Below are 20215 nucleotides of genomic sequence, written 5' to 3'. Positions count from 1 at the left end.
GCAACCCTGCGAATGACTAAACTTTAAGCATTTTGACCGCTATAGAGGCGCTGTATGCACATAGAGCAAGCGATCTCGGCGGCCGCAACTCTCTACGCCTTCAAACTGCGCTGCTTTGCCGATCAAGATCAGGCCCGCTCAACGAGACAAATTTGTTCATAAGCAACTCGTTGCTTCAATTTTTGTGCGCGGGAGCAGAATGGAAATACGAATTAATTCGTGCTGAAATTCAACAGATCGCGTGCTGATCGTGACTGAGACCGCAAAACAGGCGTTTTTGAAAACCACTCATCCACGGCGACTTGGCTCGAGAAGGCCATAAAGCCTTGTGGCCACCGCCATCGAACAATAGTATTACCGCGTCGTATTCAATTAACGAGGATAACATGGCAACAGGTACCGTCAAATTTTTCGCACAGGACAAAGGCTTCGGCTTCATCACTCCGGACAACGGCGGCCCGGACGTCTTCGTCCACATCTCCGCCGTAGGGTTTGGTGGTTCTCTTCAGGATGGCCAGAAGGTCAGCTACGATGTGGGACAGGACCGCAAGACTGGAAAGTCCAAGGCCGAGAACGTCAGCCTCATCTGATCAGCGTCTCTTGGCTCCGCGATTACTCGCGGGGCCAAATCGGTCCTGACTCCCGCTGACCTTAGGCTGTTTCCATCCCGTCGCTCCCGATCCGTGCCAAGCCGGATGCAAAAACTTCGGCGTCGATGGGACGGCTGAAAAGGTAGCCTTGGCCGACCGGACAGCCCATTTCGCGAAGCATTTTGCGCTGGGCCTCGGTCTCCACGCCTTCTGCAACCACAGTTAACCCAAGGGCGCGTCCAAGATCGATAACGGCCTGGACAATCACCCTTCTGGACGGCCTCGTTGCGAGTTCGCTGATAAAGGTGCGGTCTATCTTGATCTCGGTAACCGGAAAGGTTTCGAGCGATCGCAGGTTTGAATAGCCCGTGCCGAAGTCATCGACGGAAAGGCCGACGCCGCTCTGTCGCAGCCGCTGAAATGCGTCCATCACGCCGGGTGTATCGCTGAGAAACATGCTTTCGGTGATCTCAAGCGTCAACCATGCCGGGTCGGCCTTGGTCAGGCACAGGACCCGATCCAGCATTTCGGCCATGTCATGCTGCAGGAACTCCCCGGCGGATACATTCACCGCAAAGCGCAAAGCCTTGCCGCGATGCGCGTTAATGCGCCGTGCATAAGCTGCGACGGTCGTCAGACTTCGTTCGGTCAGATCAAGCAGCAGACCTGATCGCTCGGCAGTCTCGACGAAACTTCCGGGGAGCTGGCTGCCAAACAGAGGATGATTCCAGCGTATCAGAGCTTCCGCACCCACCCACTCGCCGGTTGCAAGGTCTACCTGGGGTTGGAAGTGATACACAAATTCGTCATTCGCGACCGCGACCTTCAATTCGCGAGTCATTCGCACGCGTCGGCTTGCCTGTTCGTGATCCGAGTCTCGAAACCGTCGCGGACCACCCAGAGGGGCGGACTTGGCGGCCCACAGGGCGATGCCGGCATTGCGGATCAGCGAAATGGGTCTCGCCCGAGGCTGGCCCACCGCATAGCCGATGGCGAAACGCAGTGAGACACTTGCACCTGGCACGACGAAGTCAGCGGCAAGCGAAGCGAATACCGCTGCCACGATAGTATCCGCACTTGATCCATCCGTGAGCTCAAAAGCCAAAGCGAACTCATTGGCGCCCATGCGTCCCACCTGGGCAGCGCCCACGTCCCGCAGCCGCCGCCCTGTTTCATAAAGCAGGGCATCCCCGACTTCGAAACCGTATCCCGTGTTGAAATCGTGAAAACCGATCACATCCAGCTTCACGACCAAGGGCGTCGCTTTGGCATTGGTTGCGAAACGCTCCTCGGTAGCCAGGATAAATGCTTGACGGTTCAGGCAACCCGTGGTCGCGTCGAGGTTCGCGACACGATCCAGCGCGGTGTGCGCCTGGCGAATCGCCGAGACGTCGCGCAGTATGCCGACGTAGAATAGTTCTTCGCCCACCCAGGCAGGCCGGAGACTGAGACTGTTCCAGAACGCCGACCCGTCCTTTCGATAGTTACGCAGCGTTGAGTCCAGAGGCTCCGCCGCCTCGATCGCAGCGCGAATGTGGACGACCTCTTGTTGGTCGCGCTCGTTGCCCTGCAAATAGCGGCAATCTTTCCCGACGACCTCGTTCCGAGCGTAGCCAGTCAGATGCTCGAAGGCCTGATTGACATAGAGCAAAGGCGAATTGGCGCCCAAACGCTGTGCGATCGCGATCCCATCGGTTAGTTCTTCGACCAGCGTCGCAAGAATTGGCCTGATAGCGTCGGAGCTGAGAAGCGCATTGTCCGAAATGACCGGCGCGGGCTGCATGAGGTGCGACTGCATGCGTTTTTCGAATTCTTCCATGACAAGAACCATGGACGGCGAACACGGGCGGGGCAACCCGCAGCCGAGGCGGTTCCAAGACAAGCGTCAGCCGTTTTCGGACAAACTGATTCTCGCGCCATCGCCGGACGTCCGAAAGCGATCACGGTAGTCGGACGGCGTCACTCCAGCGTGCGAAACAAAGGCACGGCGCATCGCGCGTGTCGATCCAAAACCACTTCTCGCTGCCACCAAAGCGATTGGCAGGCGGCTCCCCTCCAAAAGGAAGCGCGCAACGTCGATACGGGTCCGGTCGACATAGTCTGATGGCGATATACCGACCTCCTGCGAAAAAACACGCGTAAAGTTCCGCACACTCATGGCCGCGATCTTCGCCAAGGCGCTGACAGAGAGGTCAGCCGCCGGATGGTTCAGAACATATTGCTGGACGTTGTGTAGACGGCTGCGGTCGATAGCCTGTGCCGCCAGATGCACGCTGAACTGCGACTGATCGCCTGGTCGCTTCAGAAACACGACGAGTCGGCGAGCAACGTAGAGCGCAATCTCCCGGCCCAAGTCCTCCTCGACGAGGGAAAGGCCGAGATCTATAGCCGCGCTGGAACCGGCCGACGTGATCATCGCGCCATCACGGACAAAAACCCGGTCGCTTTCCACCCGCGTCTCGGGGAAGCGCTCGGCCAACAGTGACGCGAACTGCCAGTGCGTCGTAACACGCCGGTCTTTCAGTAGACCTGCCTCGCCAAGCACGAATGCCCCTGTGCAGACGGAGCCATAGCGCCGCGCCTGAGCCGCGATTTTAACAATCCAGTCGACAACACGCCCGCCCGGACTTTGCGGAACTCCGACGCTGCCGGCTACAAGCAATGTATCGGGGCTACCAAGGTACGCATCGAAAGCGCAGTCGGTCAGAATTTTTAGCCCCGATGCACAGCGGATCGTGCCCTCGTGCCCTGCCAAGACAGCAACTTCGTAGAATAACTTTTCAACACGGGCATTTGCTTCGGCAAACACGTCCATTAGCCCTGCAAGCTCCAGAGAATGCACGTCCTTTGGAACGAAGATCACGATCCGCATGAGAGTATCTTTCCCTGCACAAAGGACTCAAAGCTCTCGACGAGGATCTACGCGCCGACGCCGGTCTATGTGGCGACGGTTGCACAATGCTGAAGGTCCGTCAAAGTCAAAGGTATTAGCTCGAAGCGACGGAAGAACTCTGCACGCGCTGACTTTGTTCGAACTGCCGACCACTAATGGATGCTTTTATGATTGCTACCGCAATCCCAGCCGCCCGCCATTGGTGAACGAGATATTATCTCATTTTGTTGCCGATCTGAGCCCATCTGTTCGACATTATGAGGTCCGAATAGTCTGGGCTATGAACGCTTTTCGGCGAGGATAGACAGCATGTGTATCTGCGGCGGCTTGGCGAACAGGTCCCCTGCCTCTGCCTTCGCCATCAAGGCTGCAGCGACTTGGCCATTTAAGTGCGCATCCCTACCGTCCTCATCGTCGAACGTATCGAAGATTGCAAACGAAGTTGGGCCTCCCTGTATCGCATACCAGGAAATCGTGCCGGGCTCTGCATTGACCAGCGGTAAGGCTGATCGCAGAAACTCGGCGACCTCCTGTTCTTTGCCGGGCATTGCCTCGAGCGGAACGTAAAGCGCGAATTTGGTCATGACCACCTCCATGGGCACATCATTGTGCCGCAACTGAAGGAACGCGTTAAGCACGACAAATGTTCGGTGATGGACAATAAAAAGGGGTGTCGATGTAAAAATGCGATCCACGCCTCTGCACACATGAGGTTTCGATGATCAGTCGATTTCTGGATGGCCACCTAAAGCAACGAGCTGCTCTGTGTTGTCTATGTCCACCTTGGCGCTTTCGCCAATCTCTATGTCGATGACGTCGAGACCAGATTGGGTGATTATCTTGCGCGCGCCGCTGTCGCCTATAAGCGCCATGAGCTGCGGGAATGCGGCGCGAGGAAAGACAACCGGGTTTCCCGGATTTCCTTCGCACACCGCGCGAATAATCGCCTTTCCGTTTCTCTCCGCAAAAGCGCCGATGAGTGCGTCAATATCCGCAGGTTCAAGCAACGGCATATCCGCAAGCATGATCATAATCCCGTCGGGAGCTTGCAACGCGGCGCGCTGGACGCCGAGCACGATCGAGCTTGCCATTCCGTCACTGAAGTTGGAATTTCTCGCGATGATCACGTCGAGCCCTGCAATTTCGGCCTCGACGTCCGAGCTTCGGTATCCGGTCACAACAACCACAGAACGACTGCCGGCCCCAATAGCTGCCAATGCGGCCCGACGAACGAGGCTGGTTTCCCGAAAACGCGCAAGAAGCTTGTGCCCGGCACCCGCCATCCTGCTCGATCGTCCAGCGGCCAGGACAACCACGGCAACTGACACTCGTCTATCTCCTGCCGCTTCCACACCGAACCTCACGCATAAAGGGACAAGCGGCTCGCCGCGATGTCGGCAAGGATGGACAGGGCAAGGGAGTTCGCATCGCGGGTTGGCCCGAAAAGTCCGATCGGTGCCCTTATCCGATCAGTATCTGCCCGGGAGAAACCGGAGCTGACAAGGAAATCGACCCGTCTACGGTGTGTACGGGTGCTCCCCAAGGCGCCGATGTAGAATGCGGGTGACCGTAACGCGGCTTGCAGAACGGCCTGCTCCGCATCAAGGTCGTGATGGAGAAGAACAACAGCGGTGTACTGATCGATATCGGGCACAACTTTTTCGTTCGCTGTGCAGGCCACCACCTCGTAGCCGGAGGATTGGGCTATATCAGCGACCCTCTCGGCCTCTATACTTTGACCGGAAATCACGACACGCGTGCGCGGCCGATAGACCGTGAAAAAGCGGTCGTCGGCGCAACCGGCCCGCGATGGCGGTTCGACGATCTCGAGCTGTTGGGTCTGCCTCGTGTAGCACAGGCCCGTGGTCCGGCGCTGATGAAGCTGTTCAAGAACGCCGCTCAACATCTCGGTATTTTGCAGCACGTGGATCGACACTGTAATCCCACCACCGCACGGCAGGGAAATGTCGAAAAAGGGGGAGCCTAATCCGAACTTCACCTCCCTATCTCTGTTCTCGCCCATTGCGTCGAGCGCCTCGGAAGCGACAGCCGCCTCAATGCAGCCCCCAGACACATAACCACAAAAACGACCATCGGCCGCAACGGCGACATGGGAGCCAAGCGCGCGCGCCGCTCCCCCGCGAATTTCGACAAGGGTGGCAAGTGCCACCCTGCCCTTTGCAAGCTCCCTTATCGCAAAGCCAAATATTTCTTCCGTATCATCGGTGAGCAACGACCTGACCGGCGTCGGCTTTGTCGCAGCTTGGATATCCTCCTGAGGACAGATATCCGTGAGGGCGGCGATTTCGTCATGCAACATCCGGCAGCCCGCCTATGATCTTGTCGAGCGTCACAGGATAGTGACGCACCCTCACCCCGGTGGCATTGTAGATTGCGTTGGCGACAGCTGCAGAAACCCCGCAGAGACCAAGCTCGCCAACGCCCTTGGCCTTCATCGGCGACGACATGGGATCTGCTTCGTCCATGAAAATCACTTCCTGATGGGGAATGTCGGCATGCACCGGAACTTCGTAGCCAGCCAGATCGTGGTTGACGAAGAAGCCTTGCTTCGTATCGACCGCCAACTCCTCTGACAGCGCTCCACCCACACCCATTGTCATGGCACCAATCACCTGGCTGCGCGCTGTTATCGGGTTCAGGATCCGTCCGGCCGCACAGACGGCCAGCATGCGTCGAATGCGCGTTTCACCCGTGGCCACGTCAACGCCGACTTCCACGAAGTGGGCACCGAACGTTGACTGTTGATGGGCTTCGGAAAGATCGCCCCATTCCATTCCATCCTCGCCAACAAGGCCGTTTGGCGCAGCCGCCTCCGTAAGCGCTACCGAACGGTTTCCAGATCGAACCTGTCCGTTCTCGAACACGACGTCATCAGTGTTAAAGCCGAGTTTCTGCGCCACCGCCTCACGAAGCTTCACGCAGGCTGCGTAGACGCCGGAGGTAGAACAGTTCGCGCCGAACTGCCCGCCCGACCCCGCCGAAACCGGAAAGCGGGAATCGCCCAGCTGAACGGCCACTCGATCGACCGGCAGGCCCAGCATCTCAGCTGCTGTTTGTGCGATGATGGTATAGCTGCCGGTCCCGATATCCGTCATATCGGTTTCAACCGTTGCAATGCCGTCCGCGCCGAGCCGAACCCTTGCTGCGGATGGGAGGAGAAGATTGTTTCGCAAAGCGGCTGCAACACCCGATCCGATCAGCCAGTTTCCTTCTCGCCGGGAACCCGGCTTGCCGCGCTGGTTCCAGCCAAACCGTTCCGCCCCGAGCTTGAGACAGCCGACCAGGTTCCTTTGGGTAAAAGCGCGCTCGGGCTTCTCAGGGTCGACCTGGGTGTCGTTCAGTATCCGAAACTCGACCGGATCGACGCCCACCTTTTCGGCTATCTCGTCTATGGCGATCTCGAGAGCCATCAACCCCGGCGCTTCGCCCGGCGCCCGCATCGCATTGCCTTCGGGCAAGTGAAGCGTGGCCAGTCTCATGGCAGTCATCCGGTTCTCACCCGCGTAGAGCAGTCGTGTCTGATTGACAGCCGTTTCCAGCTGCCCCCCAGGCTGGTCACCCGACCAGCTTTCGTGAGCAATCGCGGTGATTTTGCCGTCCTGTGTCGCTCCAATGCGAATACGCTGGATCGTCGCCGGCCGATGCGTCGTGTTGTTCGCTATGAACGGACGGGGAAGCGCGACCTTGACCGGACGTCCAGTAGCCTTTGCTGCAAAGGCAGCAAGCACCGCGTCGGCTCGCAAGAAAAGCTTACCCCCGAAACCCCCGCCTATGAATGGCGACATCAAATGGATATTGTCCTTGTCGATACCAAGTGTAGTCGCCAGATCGGATCGCCACCAATCAATCATCTGGCTGGACGTCCAAACGGTCAGTTTATCGCCATGCCACGCAGCGATGGACGCATGGGGCTCCATCATGGAATGTGACTGATCTGGAGTGGTATAACTTTCGTCGAGAGTGACCGGTGCGCTCTTGAAGGCCCCCTCGAAGTCACCGACTGCCGTGTCGGGCTGCTGCTTCTCGTCGGGCTTGACCGCACTGTCCTTGGCCTTCTTAAGATCGAAGCTCCCGGGCGCAGTTTCATATTCTACTGTCACAAGCGAAGCTGCGGCGCGCGCCTGCTCGAAGGTTTCTGCGACGACCACTGCCACCGCCTGGTGATAGTGCTGGACTTCATCGCCACCAAAAAGATTGGCTGTGTTGAATTTACCCTTCTCGCGCTTGCCCACGTCCAAGGTGGTGACGACCGTCAAAACGCCGGGGGACCGCTTTGCGGCGTCGGTCGATATCGACCGGATACGGCCCTTCGCAATCGCGGCACCGACCGGATACCCGTAGGCGTAAGGAATGTTCGGATCATGCCATTCATAGGCATACATTGCTCGGCCCGTTGTTTTCTCTTGGCCGTCAATGCGCGGGATAGGCTGACCGACGACTTTCATCCGGTCGATGGGATTGTTGATTGCAGGTGTGTCGAATTTCATGGTCGTTATCCCCTTGCCTCTGCGATCACCGCACCGATCGTTCGTTCCACGAGGGTTATCTTGAAGCGATTTTGCTCCGTCGGGCGAGCGTCGCCGAGAAGTGCCGCGCTTGCGGCTTTTGCACCGCTCTTCAGCTCCCGGTCACCTGAGCCTGTTCGCCAGGGTTTGTGAGCGACGCCACCGACAGCCACGCGGCCGGTGCCATCCGGCTGGATCACCGCAGCGACGGATACGAGCGCAAACGCGTAGGAGGCCCGATCGCGCACCTTGCGATAGATATGCTTGCCCCCAATTGGCTTCGGCAGCGTGACCGCAGTTATGAACTCGCCCGGCTCCAGGACCGTCTCGATGTGTGGGGTATCGCCGGGAAGCCTGTGAAAGTCTGCGATCGGGATTGCGCGGCTACGGCCGTCGCCATTGACCGTTTCGACGGTTGCGTCGAGCGCCCTCATCGCAACAGCCATGTCGCTGGGATGAGTGGCGATACAGGATTCGCTGCTTCCAACGACTGCATGCTGTCGCGAAAAACCGCCAAGGGCCGAACATCCGCTTCCCGGCTGCCGCTTGTTGCACGGTTGGTTGGTGTCATAGAAATACGGACAGCGCGTGCGTTGGAGGAGATTGCCCGCGGTGGTGGCCTTGTTTCGCAGTTGACCAGACGCCCCGGCGACCAGGGCGCGGGTAAGCAAACCATAGTCGCGACGGACAGTCTCGTCGCTTGCCAGATCGGTATTGCGGACCAGAGCCCCTATGCGCAGACCGCCATCAGAGGTGGTTTCGATCTTGTCGAGACCAACTCCGTTGATGTCGATGAGATGCGCCGGGTGCTCGATCTCCAGCTTCATCAAGTCCAGGATATTTGTCCCGCCGGCGATGAATTTGGCTTCCGGATTGGCTGCTGCCGCTTTCGCTGCCGCCTGAGCCGTTGTGGCTCGCTCGTATGTGAAGGCTCTCATGCTTCGATCCCCCCGACTTCGGCAATTGCATCGAGAATGTTCGAGTAGGCGCCGCATCGACAGATGTTTCCGCTCATTCGTTCCCGAACTTCTGCCGCGGTGACTTCCACCTTTGCGGAAATGTCTGCAGTGGCGTGGCTTGGGATATTCGACTTAATTTCCTCCAAGACCGCCACGGAGGAACAGATTTGTCCGGGAGTACAGTAACCACACTGAAAACCGTCGTGTTTGATGAATGCGGCTTGCATGGGATGCAGGTTTCCAGGCTGTCCGAGGCCCTCGATGGTGGTGACCTCGTCACCGTCGTGCATCACAGCCAACGTCAGGCACGAATTGATCCGGCGTCCATCCACTATCACGGTACAAGCGCCGCACTGTCCGTGATCGCAGCCTTTCTTTGTGCCGGTTAGATGAAGGTGCTCGCGCAAGGCGTCGAGCAAGCTCGTGCGATTGTCGAGTTCGAGATCATGCATCTCGCCGTTCACTTTGAAGGAAACACTTGTCTTGAAATTCATTTCTTCCCCCGAGGACTGTGCTGCGGCTCCTTTTGCCGCAACTCCCGTGACAGCAATTGCCGCCGCCGAGGAAACAAGTAAGTCCCGCCGCGAAAGTTCCAAATGTGAGTGATCTCTCATCTCCAGCTCCATTCGTTGTTGATGGCCTGGCGCACTCGGAGAAACGCCATATCTCAACATAGGGAAGCAAAAGAAGATGATTAGATGCGCCTTTTCGCTAACACTTATTAGCGAGGCTCATAAATCGGCATACGCGATCCATGGGGCAGCCACCGTCAGCCGCCCACTGTCACCCAGGCCGTCTTTCGAGAGATGGAGTAGACCACGCGCTCATAAAACTAACGCATCTGGCAGAGTTGCGACAATTGCGACCCCGTCCAGCGCCTCGCGAGTTCGCTGGCATCCACCGTGCCGGGCAGCAGGCTTCCCAGCTCACCGCCGATCTGAATTTGAGCATCGGTGATTTTGCATGCTCTTTCGTTGACTGAAACGATCACCGCAATCTCCGACTGCATCGGTGGCATCTCGAAAAGCGCGTCGGGAGGGCTTTCGCAAGTAACTATGGCCGTAGCTCTGAGAGTGGAGTTTTGATCCACGCCACGGCAAAGTTCTGCGGATTGCACGCGGAAACTGCGAGTTTGGTTGGGCCCGGCTGGGAGCTGCTCACAAACCTGTGCTGAGGAAACTGCCCCTGCAATGAGCGGCCATTCAGGCCGCCCAACCAGAGAAAAGCAATTTGCGAAAACGGGGGCGGCTGAGGCGACGAGCGACGCCATACATACAAACAGCGCTGGGATAGGATGTTTCACGGTGGCAGGCTCCTCCACGTCTTTCAGACAGTTGTAAAGCTGGATTGCGGCTTTTTCGCTTCGAATGCAGCAGGAGCCGGTTAATCGATCCGTATATGCGCCGTTTGGTCAGGCTTTTCTGGCGGGGAGGATGGGCGAGAAAACCAAATCGATTGGCGCGATAGCGCTCGTGTTTTGAGATGCCGCTTGCATGATGGCCGACATCCATCTGGTACCTTATCACGACAACGGATGAATGAGAAAAGTTTAGTCGGCTCCAAGTTTCCTGCGTCAAATGGCATAAAAAAAGGGCGGCCAGAGCCGCCCTTTTTATGGAATATTTACGCCGCCCCTGGCCGATTGATCGTCAGGAAGTGACGAACGACGGGTTTGTCCGGACCAACATGGTAGGTCAGAACCTTTCCCTGCACGTCTGCATCGGCGTTGGAAACCCGCTTGTGCTGGCGGAGGTGCTCAGCCCAGGATTCCACCATGAACCACTCGACGATCTTTTCCGGATCGGCGGAATCTTCCGTCACACCCCACCCATAGGCACCATCGCGGCGGCGTTCTTGAGACAGGTGGTCGAGAGCACGCAGGAAGGCTGAACGATGCTGTTTCTCGACCTTGTACTCGATGAGGATCAGGACAGGACCACGGTCATGAGCAACAGGCTCGGCGACCAGCGGTTCCGGCCAGTGGTTGGACGGCACCATGTCGGCGTCACCAGCCGGGAGCTTTACGCGGTGCATGATGAACCCTGCAACGAGCAAGCCAGCTGCACCGATAAGCAATGTCGTCTGAATTCCAACGGCTTCGCCCACAGCACCCCAGCCGAGGCTGCCCGCCGTCATGGCTCCGTTGAATACGGTCAGATAGACAGCGAGGCCACGCCCACGCACCCAATTGGGCAGAACAGCCTGGGCTGCGCCGTTCAGGGTCGTAAGGGCGGTGATCCAAGCACCACCGAGGAACAGAAGAGCGATAATGGCGACGATCTTCGGCGGGGCGAGCGAAAGGACACCCATGACAACTGCGGTGATCACCGCTGCGCCAAGAAGCAGACCATCCGAGCTCAGGCGTTCGCGTAGCCTCGGCATGACCAATGCTCCACCGATCGCACCGGCGCCGACCGCACCAAGCAGAATACCGTAGAAGCTGGCATCACCACCCAGCAGTTGACGGGCAACCAGCGGAAGAAGTGCCCAGACGGCACTGGCGAATGCGAAGAAGATGGCGGCACGAAGAAGGACGACATGCAGGGGGCGGCTTGAGCGAGTGTAACGTAGGCCAGCCCTGAACGCGCCGAAGAAGTTCTCTTGTAGAGCGTCGTTGGCGTTTTTGGCACGTGGCCACCACACCAGAGCCGCGATAACGAAGATGTAGCTTGCAACGTCTGCGCCATAGGTGATCCCCGCCCCGAACGCTGCCAGAAGCAAACCGCCAGCAGCTGGGCCGATGGAACGAGCGATATTGATGCCGAGGGAGTTGAGAGCGACAGCGCTCTTCACGTCCTCGCGTTTCACCAGTTCAGGAACAATCGCCTGCCAGGTCGGGCCCATCAATGCGGCACCAACGCCGCCGAGGAAGGTCAGGCCGATCAGTGCGCTCACGGAAAGCATGCCTGTCTGCGAGAGGACCATCAGCGAGATACTTACGGAGGCCAGCAGGAGCTGGACCGCAATCAGGAACTTGCGGCGATCCAGAATGTCGGTGAGAACGCCTGCCGGAATGGCAAGCAGGAAGATCGGCAATGTTCCGGCCGCCTGAACCATGGCGACTGCAGCAGGCGATGCCGAGAGGTCCGTCATCAGCCATGAGCTTGCGACATCGCGCATGAAGCTTCCGGTATTGCCGAGAACCGTTGCAATCCACAGGACCGCGAAGACGGGCTGTGCGAGAGGAGCAAAAGCGCCCCCGGATGTTTTCGCGGCGCTCATTTACCCGCTCCCTTTGCAAGGTCGGCCGCTGCAACGAAGATGAATGCACCGGCCAGACCGACGTGTTCGAAGAAGGCGTTCGTTGCCATCATGCGGTCCATGCCGGGCGCCATTTCCCAGAAGCGAAGAGCAATGAACGTTGCGAGAAGCGTAAAGCCTGCAAGTGCGAGCGCGCCTGCCCAGCGCAGGAAGCCCGAGACCACCATCGCGGAGGCCGTAAGCTCGAACACGATGACGACGACGGCAAAGAGAGCAGCAGGGCGCAGACCGAAATGATTCATCTCAGCAAGCGCGCCATTGAAATCGAAAATCTTGGTGAGTGGACCCTGGATGTAGGCAGCGCAGAGAGCAAGCAGCGATACAGTTCTCGTAATGGGAGAGCCGACGACGCGTGCAAGTCCGCTCAAGGCCGAATTCGATATAGGGGATTGGTAGGTCATATCCTGCTCCTTTTTGGTCGCTGACGTGATCGAGCGGCCGCGTTTGATGGAGCGATATTGGCCGGTGATCGCTCTGCCAACAATTGCAGCAATAGTTTCGATTTAATTGCCAATATTGCAATTATAGGGTCGGATCGCTTGGGCGAACAGAAGTCGCCCAAGCGAGGGCACGATCAGACTGCCCAGCAAGAGCAGCCAAGAGCGCCGAAGAAACCCTTGAGGTCGGCGATCGGAAGTTTCGAGGTCCAGGCTCCCGCATGGTCGTGACCATGCACGCCGCAATCGCTGGCGCAGCCACAGGTCGAGATAGCCGTGCGCCTTAGAGACCGCGCGCCAGCACCTTCCGGCTCGCCCCATGCCGCATATCCGCCGAACTTGCGGACTGGAGACCAGTCGGGCATTGCAGGCGGCACGTCGTTCTCGTCGAGCGTTTTGAAGTCACCCGCTCCATAGACGATTTTGCCGCCAACCATGGTCAGCTCCGATACCAGGAACGAGATCTCGTCTTCGGCGCAGGAGAAGAAGTCCTTGTCGGGAACGACAAGGTCGGCGAACTGGCCTTTCTCGATACGGCCTTTCTTTCCTTCTTCATTCGAAAACCATGTGACTTTTTCAGTCCACATCCGCAGAGCCGTCTCGCGATCAAGGCAGTTGGCGCGCGGATAGAGTTGCATGCCACCAACCGTCTTGCCGGTCACCATCCAGGACAGCGAGACCCAGGGATTGTAGGAGGCGACGCGGGTCGCATCCGTGCCGGCAGAAACGTTGACGCCCTTGTCGAGCATCTTTCGGATCGGTGGGGTCGCTTCGGCAACGCCTTGGCCATATCGCTCGACAAAATATTCGCCCTGATAGGCCATGCGATGCTGGGTTGCGATGCCGCCACCAAGGGCCGCAATGCGGTCGATGGACCGGTCCGAGATGGTTTCGGCATGGTCGAAGAACCAGTTCAAACCTTCAAGCGGAATGTCCTTGTTGACCTTCTCGAAGACATCAAGCGAACGGGAGATTGTCTCGTCATACGTGGCGTGCATGCGCCATGGCCAACGGTTCTCGGCCAGAACGCGCACCACTTCTTCGAGTTCGCCTTCCATTTCCGGCGCCATTTCCGGACGTGGCTGGCGAAAGTCCTCGAAGTCCGCCGCGGAGAAGACCAGCATTTCGCCGGCACCGTTGTGACGGAAATAGTCGTTGCCCTGCTTGTATTTGACCGAAGACGTCCAGTTGAGAAAGTCTTGCTTTTCTTCCTTGGGCTTCTGGGTAAAGAGATTATAGGCCAGACGCACCGTCATCTGGTTCTCGTCAGAGAGTTTTTGAATGACCTCGTAGTCATCAGGGTAGTTCTGGAAGCCACCGCCTGCATCAGTCACACCCGTTACGCCAAGACGATTGAGCTCACGCATGAAATGGCGGGTGGAGTTGACCTGATAGTCGAGAGGCAGTTTGGGTCCCTTGGCAAGGGTGGAATAGAGAATGCCGGCATTAGGCTTGGCCAGCAACAGACCAGTCGGATTGCCGTTGGCATCACGGGTGATTTCGCCACCGGGTGGATTGGGCGTATCGCGGGTGTAACCGACGGCGCGCAGTGCAGCACCGTTCAAGAGCGCGCGGTCATAGAGGTGCAGCAGAAATACTGGGGTATCTGGCGCGACCGCGTTGATCTCCTCGATCGTCGGCAGACGCTTCTCCGCAAACTGGTGTTCGGTGAACCCGCCGACAACACGCACCCATTGCGGGGCTGGCGTTATCGCCACCTGGCGCTTGAGCATGTCCATTGCATCTGCCAGCGAGCGCACGCCGTCCCAGCGCAATTCCATATTGTAGTTTAACCCGCCACGCACAACGTGGGTGTGGTTATCGATGAGGCCGGGCAGAACGCGCTTGCCCTTGAGATCGACGATCCTGGTGTTGGAACCAGCAAGGGACATGACCTCGCTGTCTGAACCGACTTCAAGAAACAGTCCATCCTTGATGGCGACCGCGGTCGCGTTTGGATTGGTGCGGTCAAGGGTCGTGAAACGACCGTTATGGAGGATCAACTCTGGGTGCATGGTATCTATTCCGGTCTGGTTGGGATCGGCGGCATTGGCCTTTGAGAAGAGGTTCGAAAACGCCAGGCTCGAGGCCGCTCCAAGGAAGGTTCGGCGCGTCGTCATCAGCTCCGCTCCTCCAAATTGGTTTGCGAACGATGGGCAATCTCCGGAGAATTTCCGCCCTTCGGCATGTGACCGAACATGTGCGGCTTCACCTGCTGGAGCCAGGAAACCGCTGCCGGCTCCTTGCTCCAGAGCGATTTGGCGAGCGGGATGATCTGCTCACCGACGAGAATGCCGAGCAGGCCGACAAGCGCGATAACCGGCGGAGCAGGCGAACGCACGTTGAGCAGGCTGTAGACGATGCCGACCAGCAGACCCGCGCCAAGAGACAGAAGATAGATTTTCATGAGAGTCATCCTCGTTAAAACGGACAACCGCTCCGATGCGTCACCGGAGCGGTTGATCTGGCTTACTTCGCGGGGTTCGGGCCGATGCGCTTGCCATGGCTGACGCGTTCGGCACCGCCGTGGACGTGAGTGACCGCGTAATCGATGCCCATGCCGTAAGCGCCGGAATGCTCCTTCACCAGTGTGGTGACCGCATCGTAGGTTTCCTTGCGAGCCCAGTCGCGCTGCCATTCGAGCAAGACCTGCTGCCAGGTGACGGGTATGACGCCAGCCTGCATCATGCGGTCCATTGCATATTTGTGCGCATCGGAAGAGGTGCCGCCGGAAGCGTCGGCGACCATGTAGATTTCGTACTCCGGAACGTCATGCAAAGCAGAGAGTGCAAAGGTCGTGTTGCAGACTTCGGTCCACAGACCGGAGACGACAATCTTCTTGCGGCCGTTTGCAGCATTCTTTGCCAGCGCATCGCGTACGTTCTGATCATCCCAGGAGTTCATCGAGGTGCGTTCAAGGATGTCATTCTGCGGATAGACGGCCAAAAGTTCGGGGAAGGTGTTGCCGGAGAAGCTCTCGGTCTCAACCGTGGTAATCGTGGTTGGCACGTTGAAAATCTTAGCAGCCTTGGCCAAGCCAACGACGTTGTTCTTCAGGGTCTGGCGGTCGATAGACTGAACGCCGAATGCCATCTGCGGCTGCTGATCGATGAAAATGAGCTGGCTGTTGGCGGGGGTAAGAACTTCAAGCTTGGACATGTCAATTCCTCTTCGGTTGTTTTGGACCGCGAATGCGGCCGGTGATGAAATGAGCAGGACCTTTCGGACGGATGCCGTGCCCTGGGACACAGCTTCCAAGACCGTCGGGAGGTTGAAACCGATGCTTTCTTTCGCTTGCTGCCTCGGCTGCTGAAAGAAAAGGTAGCGCGACTTGCGACCCCGTAGAATTGCAATATTAATTGGGAATGAATTGCTTTTATCGCAATAATAATCTCTCGATTCGGCTGAGCTGCGGACTTCGCACGGGGCAGCGATACGCGGCCACGCGTTCCGAAAACTTCTGAAGGAAATTTGATGCGCAGAGTCGGCCTTGAAGACCTCTGCAGCGTCCTTGGTTTCGCTGCTCGGTGGAAAGCGATTTGGCTGAATTTGCTCTGCGCGGCACTGCCAGTGAACAACGGTTGCGCGGTGTGTGAGCCGCGTAATCCTTGGCAGTCTGCCGTTGAGTATTGACGCGACAAGATGGCGGGTCACCGTTGGCATTGACGCCCCATATCGCGATCACGTCGCCTTATACTTGATCTGAACAACCGTTATTCCAAATTGCAGGTGGGTTCGTGCGACCAAGGAGCCAAGCCTGTCAAAGCATACTCCCATTCGGGATAGAGCCACGGGCTCACATCAGCCGTGGGATATCGTCAAAGGAGAACGTGGAGAAGCCCGCCGTTGTGGAGTAACTATCCATGGATATGGATAAAGCTATCAGGACGTGGCGATGCCCTCATCGTAGGCAGAAAACACGCCCGCAACCCAGTCTGCAAATACCCGATACTTCACGCTCGGAAACCGGCCCGCTGGCCTAACTATGTGAACAGGATAACGTGGTGGCGCCCAATCTTGCAGGATGGGGACCAGTGCGCCGCGAGCGATATGGGCGCGTGCCAAGAATTCAAATGTCTGTCCAATACCCAGCCCCGCCAATATTCCATGCAAATGCGCAGTCGCATCACTGGTGGAGAGCTTGATCGGGCTGTAGATTTCTATTTTCTCGTCACCATTCATCAATCGCACTGGTGCGGCCTTCAGGCTGCGCGCGAAAAAGTACTGAACGAAAACATGATCACGCTGCAGATCCGATGGCGAAGCTGGCACGCCGTATTTTTCGAGGTACGCCGGGGTGGCGCAGGTTACTATCTCGACGCTGCATAGTTTCTTCGCAACAAGAGATGCGCTGGGCAGATCTCCGGCACGAATGACGCAATCTATTCCCTCTTCAACGATGTCGGCCTGACGTTCTGTCACACCAAGGTGCAACTCGATCTCTGGATAGAGCGCGTAAAACTCTGGCAACCGAGGGATCAGAATCGTATTGGCGAAGGTCCCTCCTACGTCAACACGAAGTTTTCCCCTGGTGGCAAGGCGCCCGCGGGTCGCCTCGTTGTTCATTTCATCGAAATCGGCGATCAGCCGGAGGGCGCGCTCGTAATAAGCAACGCCCTCGGGTGTCACCGTGAGTGAACGTGTCGTTCGTTCCAACAATTTGAGGCTCAAGCTGGCCTCAAGATCCTGAACAAGCTTGCTCACGGTGGACCGTGGCGCACCCATCGTGCTGGCAGCCTTTGCAAAGGATCCGGCCTCGACGACGCGAACAAAGGCTCTGATTGCTCCCAATTGATCCATTGGCATTTCTCCATAGAAGCCCGATCAGTTGCCACAGACACCAGTGAGCGGGGGTTGTTAGGCAGTCAGCGGCTCGAGATTTGCCTGGATCTGGTCACGGAACGCTTCATACCGGCTCGGCAACTTAAGCGCCTCGCCCAGATGTGCCGTGTCCTCGTCCCGGTCAAACCCCGGCTCGTTCGTGGCAATCTCGAACAACACGCCGCCTGGTGTGCGGAAGTAGATTGCCCAGAAATAATCGCGGTCAATGACGGGCGTAACCTGATAACCGGTGTCCATCAGTGCCTTGCGAACTTCGAGTTGCTTTTCGCGGTTTTCGACGGCAAAGGCGATATGGTGAACCGAGCCGGCGCCCTGACGGGCAAACGACGTTTTCGGCAGTGCTGCGACATCAATCGTATCGGCGCCGTTTCCATTGGGAATGATAAAGCGGGTCACGTCACCTTCCTTCTCGGCGCGTTGATACCCCATGAAACCCAGAAGCTCTTCTGTCGCGGCAGTATCGTGCAGGCTGAACCGGGCGCCGGCAAAACCGCGGATAGCTGCATCGCCCGGAATGCCGTCCGCCAGCCACGGCGCGCGGTTGTCATCGGCAGATTCAATCAGCGCCAGACTGTCGCCGTCCGGACCCATGAATTGAAGTCTGTTGGCGCCAAAGACGGTGTCAGTTTTCAAGCCATCGACACCGTGTGCGGTAAACCGATCCTGCCAGAATTTCAATGCGCCCTTTGGCACGGAGAACTGGGTTTCCCCGACCTCACCAACACCGGGACGACCCAGCATCATGTTCGGGAAAGGGAAGTAGGTCATGACAGTGCCGGCAGAGCCGTTCTCGTCACCATAATAAAGGTGGTAGACGTTCGGGTCGTCGAAGTTAACGGTCTGCTTGACGCGACGCAGGCCCAGTGTGTCGGTGAAGAAGCGATTGTTCTGACGCGCATCCGAAGCCATTGAGGTTACGTGATGCAGTCCCTTGATATCCTTGATCATGTCCTTGCCTTTCAATGTCGCCGTTAGTGTTTGGCTGTTGACGAATATCTAGACCGATTGATCACACCAGAGAATTGCAATATTAATTTCGACTGCGTTGCTCTTTTTGAAACAATCCCAATGAACGATTACAAAGCTCTGCGAACCTTCCTCCTTGCGGCCGAAAAGCGAAATTTCGCCCAGGTTGCCCGCGAACTCGACATGACGCCGGCTGCAGTCACAAGGGCTATTGCGGCACTTGAAGCCGAACTCGGCGTTCAGCTGTTTGTCCGTACGACCCGGCAAGTGTCGCTGACAACAGACGGTGCGATCTTCGCCGCCCAGATTCAGCCGGCGGTGAAGACGCTTGAAGAAGCGCGCCGCGACGTGATGAACGCTCACAAAGCCGACGAAGGGCGTCTCAGGATCAGTGCGCCGACGTGGTTTGGCAAGGCGGTGCTCCCACCGATCCTCTCCGGCTTCAAAGAGCGGTACCCGAAGATGGGCTTCGAGATATCACTGTCCGACGGACTGGTGAATATCGTTGATGATGACTACGATCTGGCGATCCGCATCTCGTCTCAGCCATCGGACAAGTTCACGATATGGAGGAAAATCCGCGTCGTGCCGCGCATTCTGGTTGCGGCACCGGGAAGCCGGTTTGTCGAGATGCAGCATCCGAACGAGCTGACGCCAGACGATTGCCTCGCCTATAGCGGCGAAAGCCGGCGAGAGAACTGGGTGCTCTCGGACGGCGGCTCGAGCATGACGATATCGGCAGGGCGCGCCTTCAGCGCCAATAATGGTGAGGTTCTGGCCGACATGGCCGCAGATGGAGCAGGCGTTGCCATGCTGCCGAACTTTCATGTCTCGGAACACCTCAAGAGTGGGCGCCTCGTGCACGTCTTCAAGGGCTGGGCTCCACCCGATCTGTGGTTGACCCTCTACTACCCGCCCTATCAGGCTCTGCCTCCCCGCATTGCATCCTTCTCCAAATTCTTCGAGGAGCAGGTTGCGGCGCAGATGGTCATGCTTGATTGATATCCCTGACTGTCCCGCCACAGCGTCCTTGCTGTGCGGAGATCTCGGCCGCGACCCGCGCCTGTAACTGCCAGAGGTTTCGATCGCGAATGCCCTCTGCCTGAAGATCGACGATCGTGTTGTGCAGATACTGGGCGCAGGAACCGCCCTCTCCGCAGGCGCTGGCGATCAGTTTTGCGGTCGTTTCCACCGGTAGCGGCGCCGTCAGACCCGCGCGCTTTGTGCTCGCCCAGAATGTCAGAGCCTTCTGGATGCCGTCAGGCGTTTTGACCTTTACCCAGCGCACCATGTCGATGACTTCCCGATACCTGATTTCGCGGGCGACGAGAGCTCGAAGGTCGTCACGCCGCCGCTCGGACGAGAGTTGCAGGATGACGCCGTCGCACTGTCCACCACGCTCAAGCGCCATCATCAGACCTGGCTGCGCGCTCGTTGCCCGCCAGCGCTCGATTTTCAGGGAAAACGAACGATGCCAGCCATGGGCGGTGGCACGTCGCCTGCCGGCTGGCTTGAACTCAGGATTCCAGATGAGGGAACCGTATGCAAACACCCAGATCGGATCGCTATCGGCTTCACGCTCGATAGCGGCAACCAGAGCGTCAAGTTCTGTTTCAGATAACGGCGTCCAGCCCGGCTCCGGGCCGTCGTCACGGACGTCTCTGATGGTCAGGGCTACAAGCTCGGGCGTCAACTGCATCGTCGTCTCGATCGGTAGTACGGCAAGGATTGCATCAGTGGC

19 protein-coding genes are annotated in these 20215 nt (G+C 57.9%); 2 read left to right on the top strand and 17 right to left on the bottom strand.

Annotated elements, in window-relative coordinates; all coding sequences use genetic code 11:
• The first annotated feature begins 386 nt into the window (after window positions 1-386).
• On the top strand, window positions 387-590 hold the full coding sequence (locus T18_RS20570; protein WP_003518333.1) for a cold-shock protein: 204 nt from the start codon (window positions 387-389) through the stop codon (window positions 588-590).
• A 61-nt stretch (window positions 591-651) separates the two neighbouring features.
• On the opposite strand, the gene T18_RS20565 is transcribed toward T18_RS20570, so the two are convergent.
• The 16 genes from T18_RS20565 to T18_RS20495 all read right to left on the bottom strand — a co-directional run bounded on the left by T18_RS20565 (window position 652) and on the right by T18_RS20495 (window position 18456).
• Window positions 652-2409 carry a putative bifunctional diguanylate cyclase/phosphodiesterase gene (locus T18_RS20565; protein ID WP_233284965.1) on the bottom strand — a complete coding sequence of 586 codons (1758 nt, stop codon included), beginning with the start codon at window positions 2407-2409 and terminating at the stop codon, window positions 652-654.
• Between the two features lie 66 nt (window positions 2410-2475).
• A complete protein-coding gene (locus T18_RS20560; RefSeq protein ID WP_003518336.1) occupies window positions 2476-3462 on the bottom strand; it encodes a GlxA family transcriptional regulator in 987 nt (328 codons plus the stop codon).
• Between the two features lie 299 nt (window positions 3463-3761).
• Window positions 3762-4067 carry a putative quinol monooxygenase gene (locus T18_RS20555; RefSeq protein ID WP_035252727.1) on the bottom strand — a complete coding sequence of 102 codons (306 nt, stop codon included), beginning with the start codon at window positions 4065-4067 and terminating at the stop codon, window positions 3762-3764.
• A 138-nt stretch (window positions 4068-4205) separates the two neighbouring features.
• Window positions 4206-4811: an NTP transferase domain-containing protein gene (locus T18_RS20550; RefSeq protein WP_233284964.1), complete on the bottom strand. Its 606-nt coding sequence runs from the start codon at window positions 4809-4811 to the stop codon at window positions 4206-4208.
• 32 nt (window positions 4812-4843) lie between these two features.
• Window positions 4844-5803, bottom strand: coding sequence for an XdhC family protein (locus T18_RS20545; protein WP_003518342.1), 960 nt, complete (start codon window positions 5801-5803; stop codon window positions 4844-4846).
• Complete coding sequence (gene paoC, locus T18_RS20540) at window positions 5793-7991, bottom strand: aldehyde oxidoreductase molybdenum-binding subunit PaoC (RefSeq protein WP_038494776.1); 2199 nt, start codon at window positions 7989-7991, stop codon at window positions 5793-5795. The genes T18_RS20545 and paoC overlap by 11 nt, the downstream gene beginning before the upstream one ends.
• 5 nt (window positions 7992-7996) lie before the next feature.
• A complete protein-coding gene (locus T18_RS20535; RefSeq protein WP_003518347.1) occupies window positions 7997-8947 on the bottom strand; it encodes an FAD binding domain-containing protein in 951 nt (316 codons plus the stop codon).
• Window positions 8944-9582 carry an aldehyde dehydrogenase iron-sulfur subunit PaoA gene (gene paoA / locus T18_RS20530; RefSeq protein ID WP_038495864.1) on the bottom strand — a complete coding sequence of 213 codons (639 nt, stop codon included), beginning with the start codon at window positions 9580-9582 and terminating at the stop codon, window positions 8944-8946. Before paoA ends, T18_RS20535 begins: the two co-directional genes overlap by 4 nt.
• A 218-nt stretch (window positions 9583-9800) precedes the next feature.
• Window positions 9801-9977 carry a hypothetical protein gene (locus T18_RS27205; RefSeq protein WP_003518350.1) on the bottom strand — a complete coding sequence of 59 codons (177 nt, stop codon included), beginning with the start codon at window positions 9975-9977 and terminating at the stop codon, window positions 9801-9803.
• 614 nt (window positions 9978-10591) lie between these two features.
• Window positions 10592-12190, bottom strand: a complete 1599-nt coding sequence (locus T18_RS20525; protein WP_038494773.1) for an MFS transporter — start codon at window positions 12188-12190, stop codon at window positions 10592-10594.
• The gene (locus T18_RS20520; RefSeq protein WP_003519413.1) at window positions 12187-12630 is read right to left on the bottom strand and encodes a DoxX family protein; all 444 of its coding nucleotides are present in this window, start codon (window positions 12628-12630) and stop codon (window positions 12187-12189) included. Before T18_RS20520 ends, T18_RS20525 begins: the two co-directional genes overlap by 4 nt.
• A gap of 173 nt (window positions 12631-12803) precedes the next feature.
• Window positions 12804-14786: an amidohydrolase gene (locus T18_RS20515; RefSeq protein WP_038494768.1), complete on the bottom strand. Its 1983-nt coding sequence runs from the start codon at window positions 14784-14786 to the stop codon at window positions 12804-12806.
• Entirely contained in the window at window positions 14786-15073 is a 288-nt protein-coding gene (locus T18_RS20510) for a XapX domain-containing protein (RefSeq protein ID WP_003519470.1), read from the bottom strand. The genes T18_RS20515 and T18_RS20510 overlap by 1 nt, the downstream gene beginning before the upstream one ends.
• Before the next feature lie 62 nt (window positions 15074-15135).
• Complete coding sequence (locus T18_RS20505) at window positions 15136-15825, bottom strand: hydrolase (RefSeq protein ID WP_038495861.1); 690 nt, start codon at window positions 15823-15825, stop codon at window positions 15136-15138.
• Window positions 15826-16548: 723 nt separating this feature from the next.
• Window positions 16549-17466, bottom strand: a complete 918-nt coding sequence (locus tag T18_RS20500) for a LysR family transcriptional regulator (RefSeq protein WP_003519232.1) — start codon at window positions 17464-17466, stop codon at window positions 16549-16551.
• A gap of 57 nt (window positions 17467-17523) precedes the next feature.
• Window positions 17524-18456 carry a VOC family protein gene (locus tag T18_RS20495; protein WP_003519234.1) on the bottom strand — a complete coding sequence of 311 codons (933 nt, stop codon included), beginning with the start codon at window positions 18454-18456 and terminating at the stop codon, window positions 17524-17526.
• A gap of 120 nt (window positions 18457-18576) precedes the next feature.
• Here T18_RS20495 and T18_RS20490 point away from each other — a divergent pair, with 120 nt between their 5' ends.
• Window positions 18577-19476 carry a LysR family transcriptional regulator gene (locus T18_RS20490; RefSeq protein ID WP_003519235.1) on the top strand — a complete coding sequence of 300 codons (900 nt, stop codon included), beginning with the start codon at window positions 18577-18579 and terminating at the stop codon, window positions 19474-19476.
• Here the strand turns inward: T18_RS20490 and T18_RS20485 are convergent.
• Window positions 19463-20173 carry a gamma-glutamylcyclotransferase gene (locus tag T18_RS20485; protein WP_025595163.1) on the bottom strand — a complete coding sequence of 237 codons (711 nt, stop codon included), beginning with the start codon at window positions 20171-20173 and terminating at the stop codon, window positions 19463-19465. The genes T18_RS20490 and T18_RS20485 overlap by 14 nt on opposite strands.
• Between the last annotated feature and the right edge of the window lie 42 nt (window positions 20174-20215).

It is taken from the genome of Rhizobium sp. TBD182, assembly GCF_001950375.1.
In the GTDB taxonomy this organism is placed as follows: Bacteria; Pseudomonadota; Alphaproteobacteria; order Rhizobiales; family Rhizobiaceae; genus Agrobacterium; species Agrobacterium tumefaciens.
This window is presented reverse-complemented; position numbering and strand designations above follow the sequence as displayed.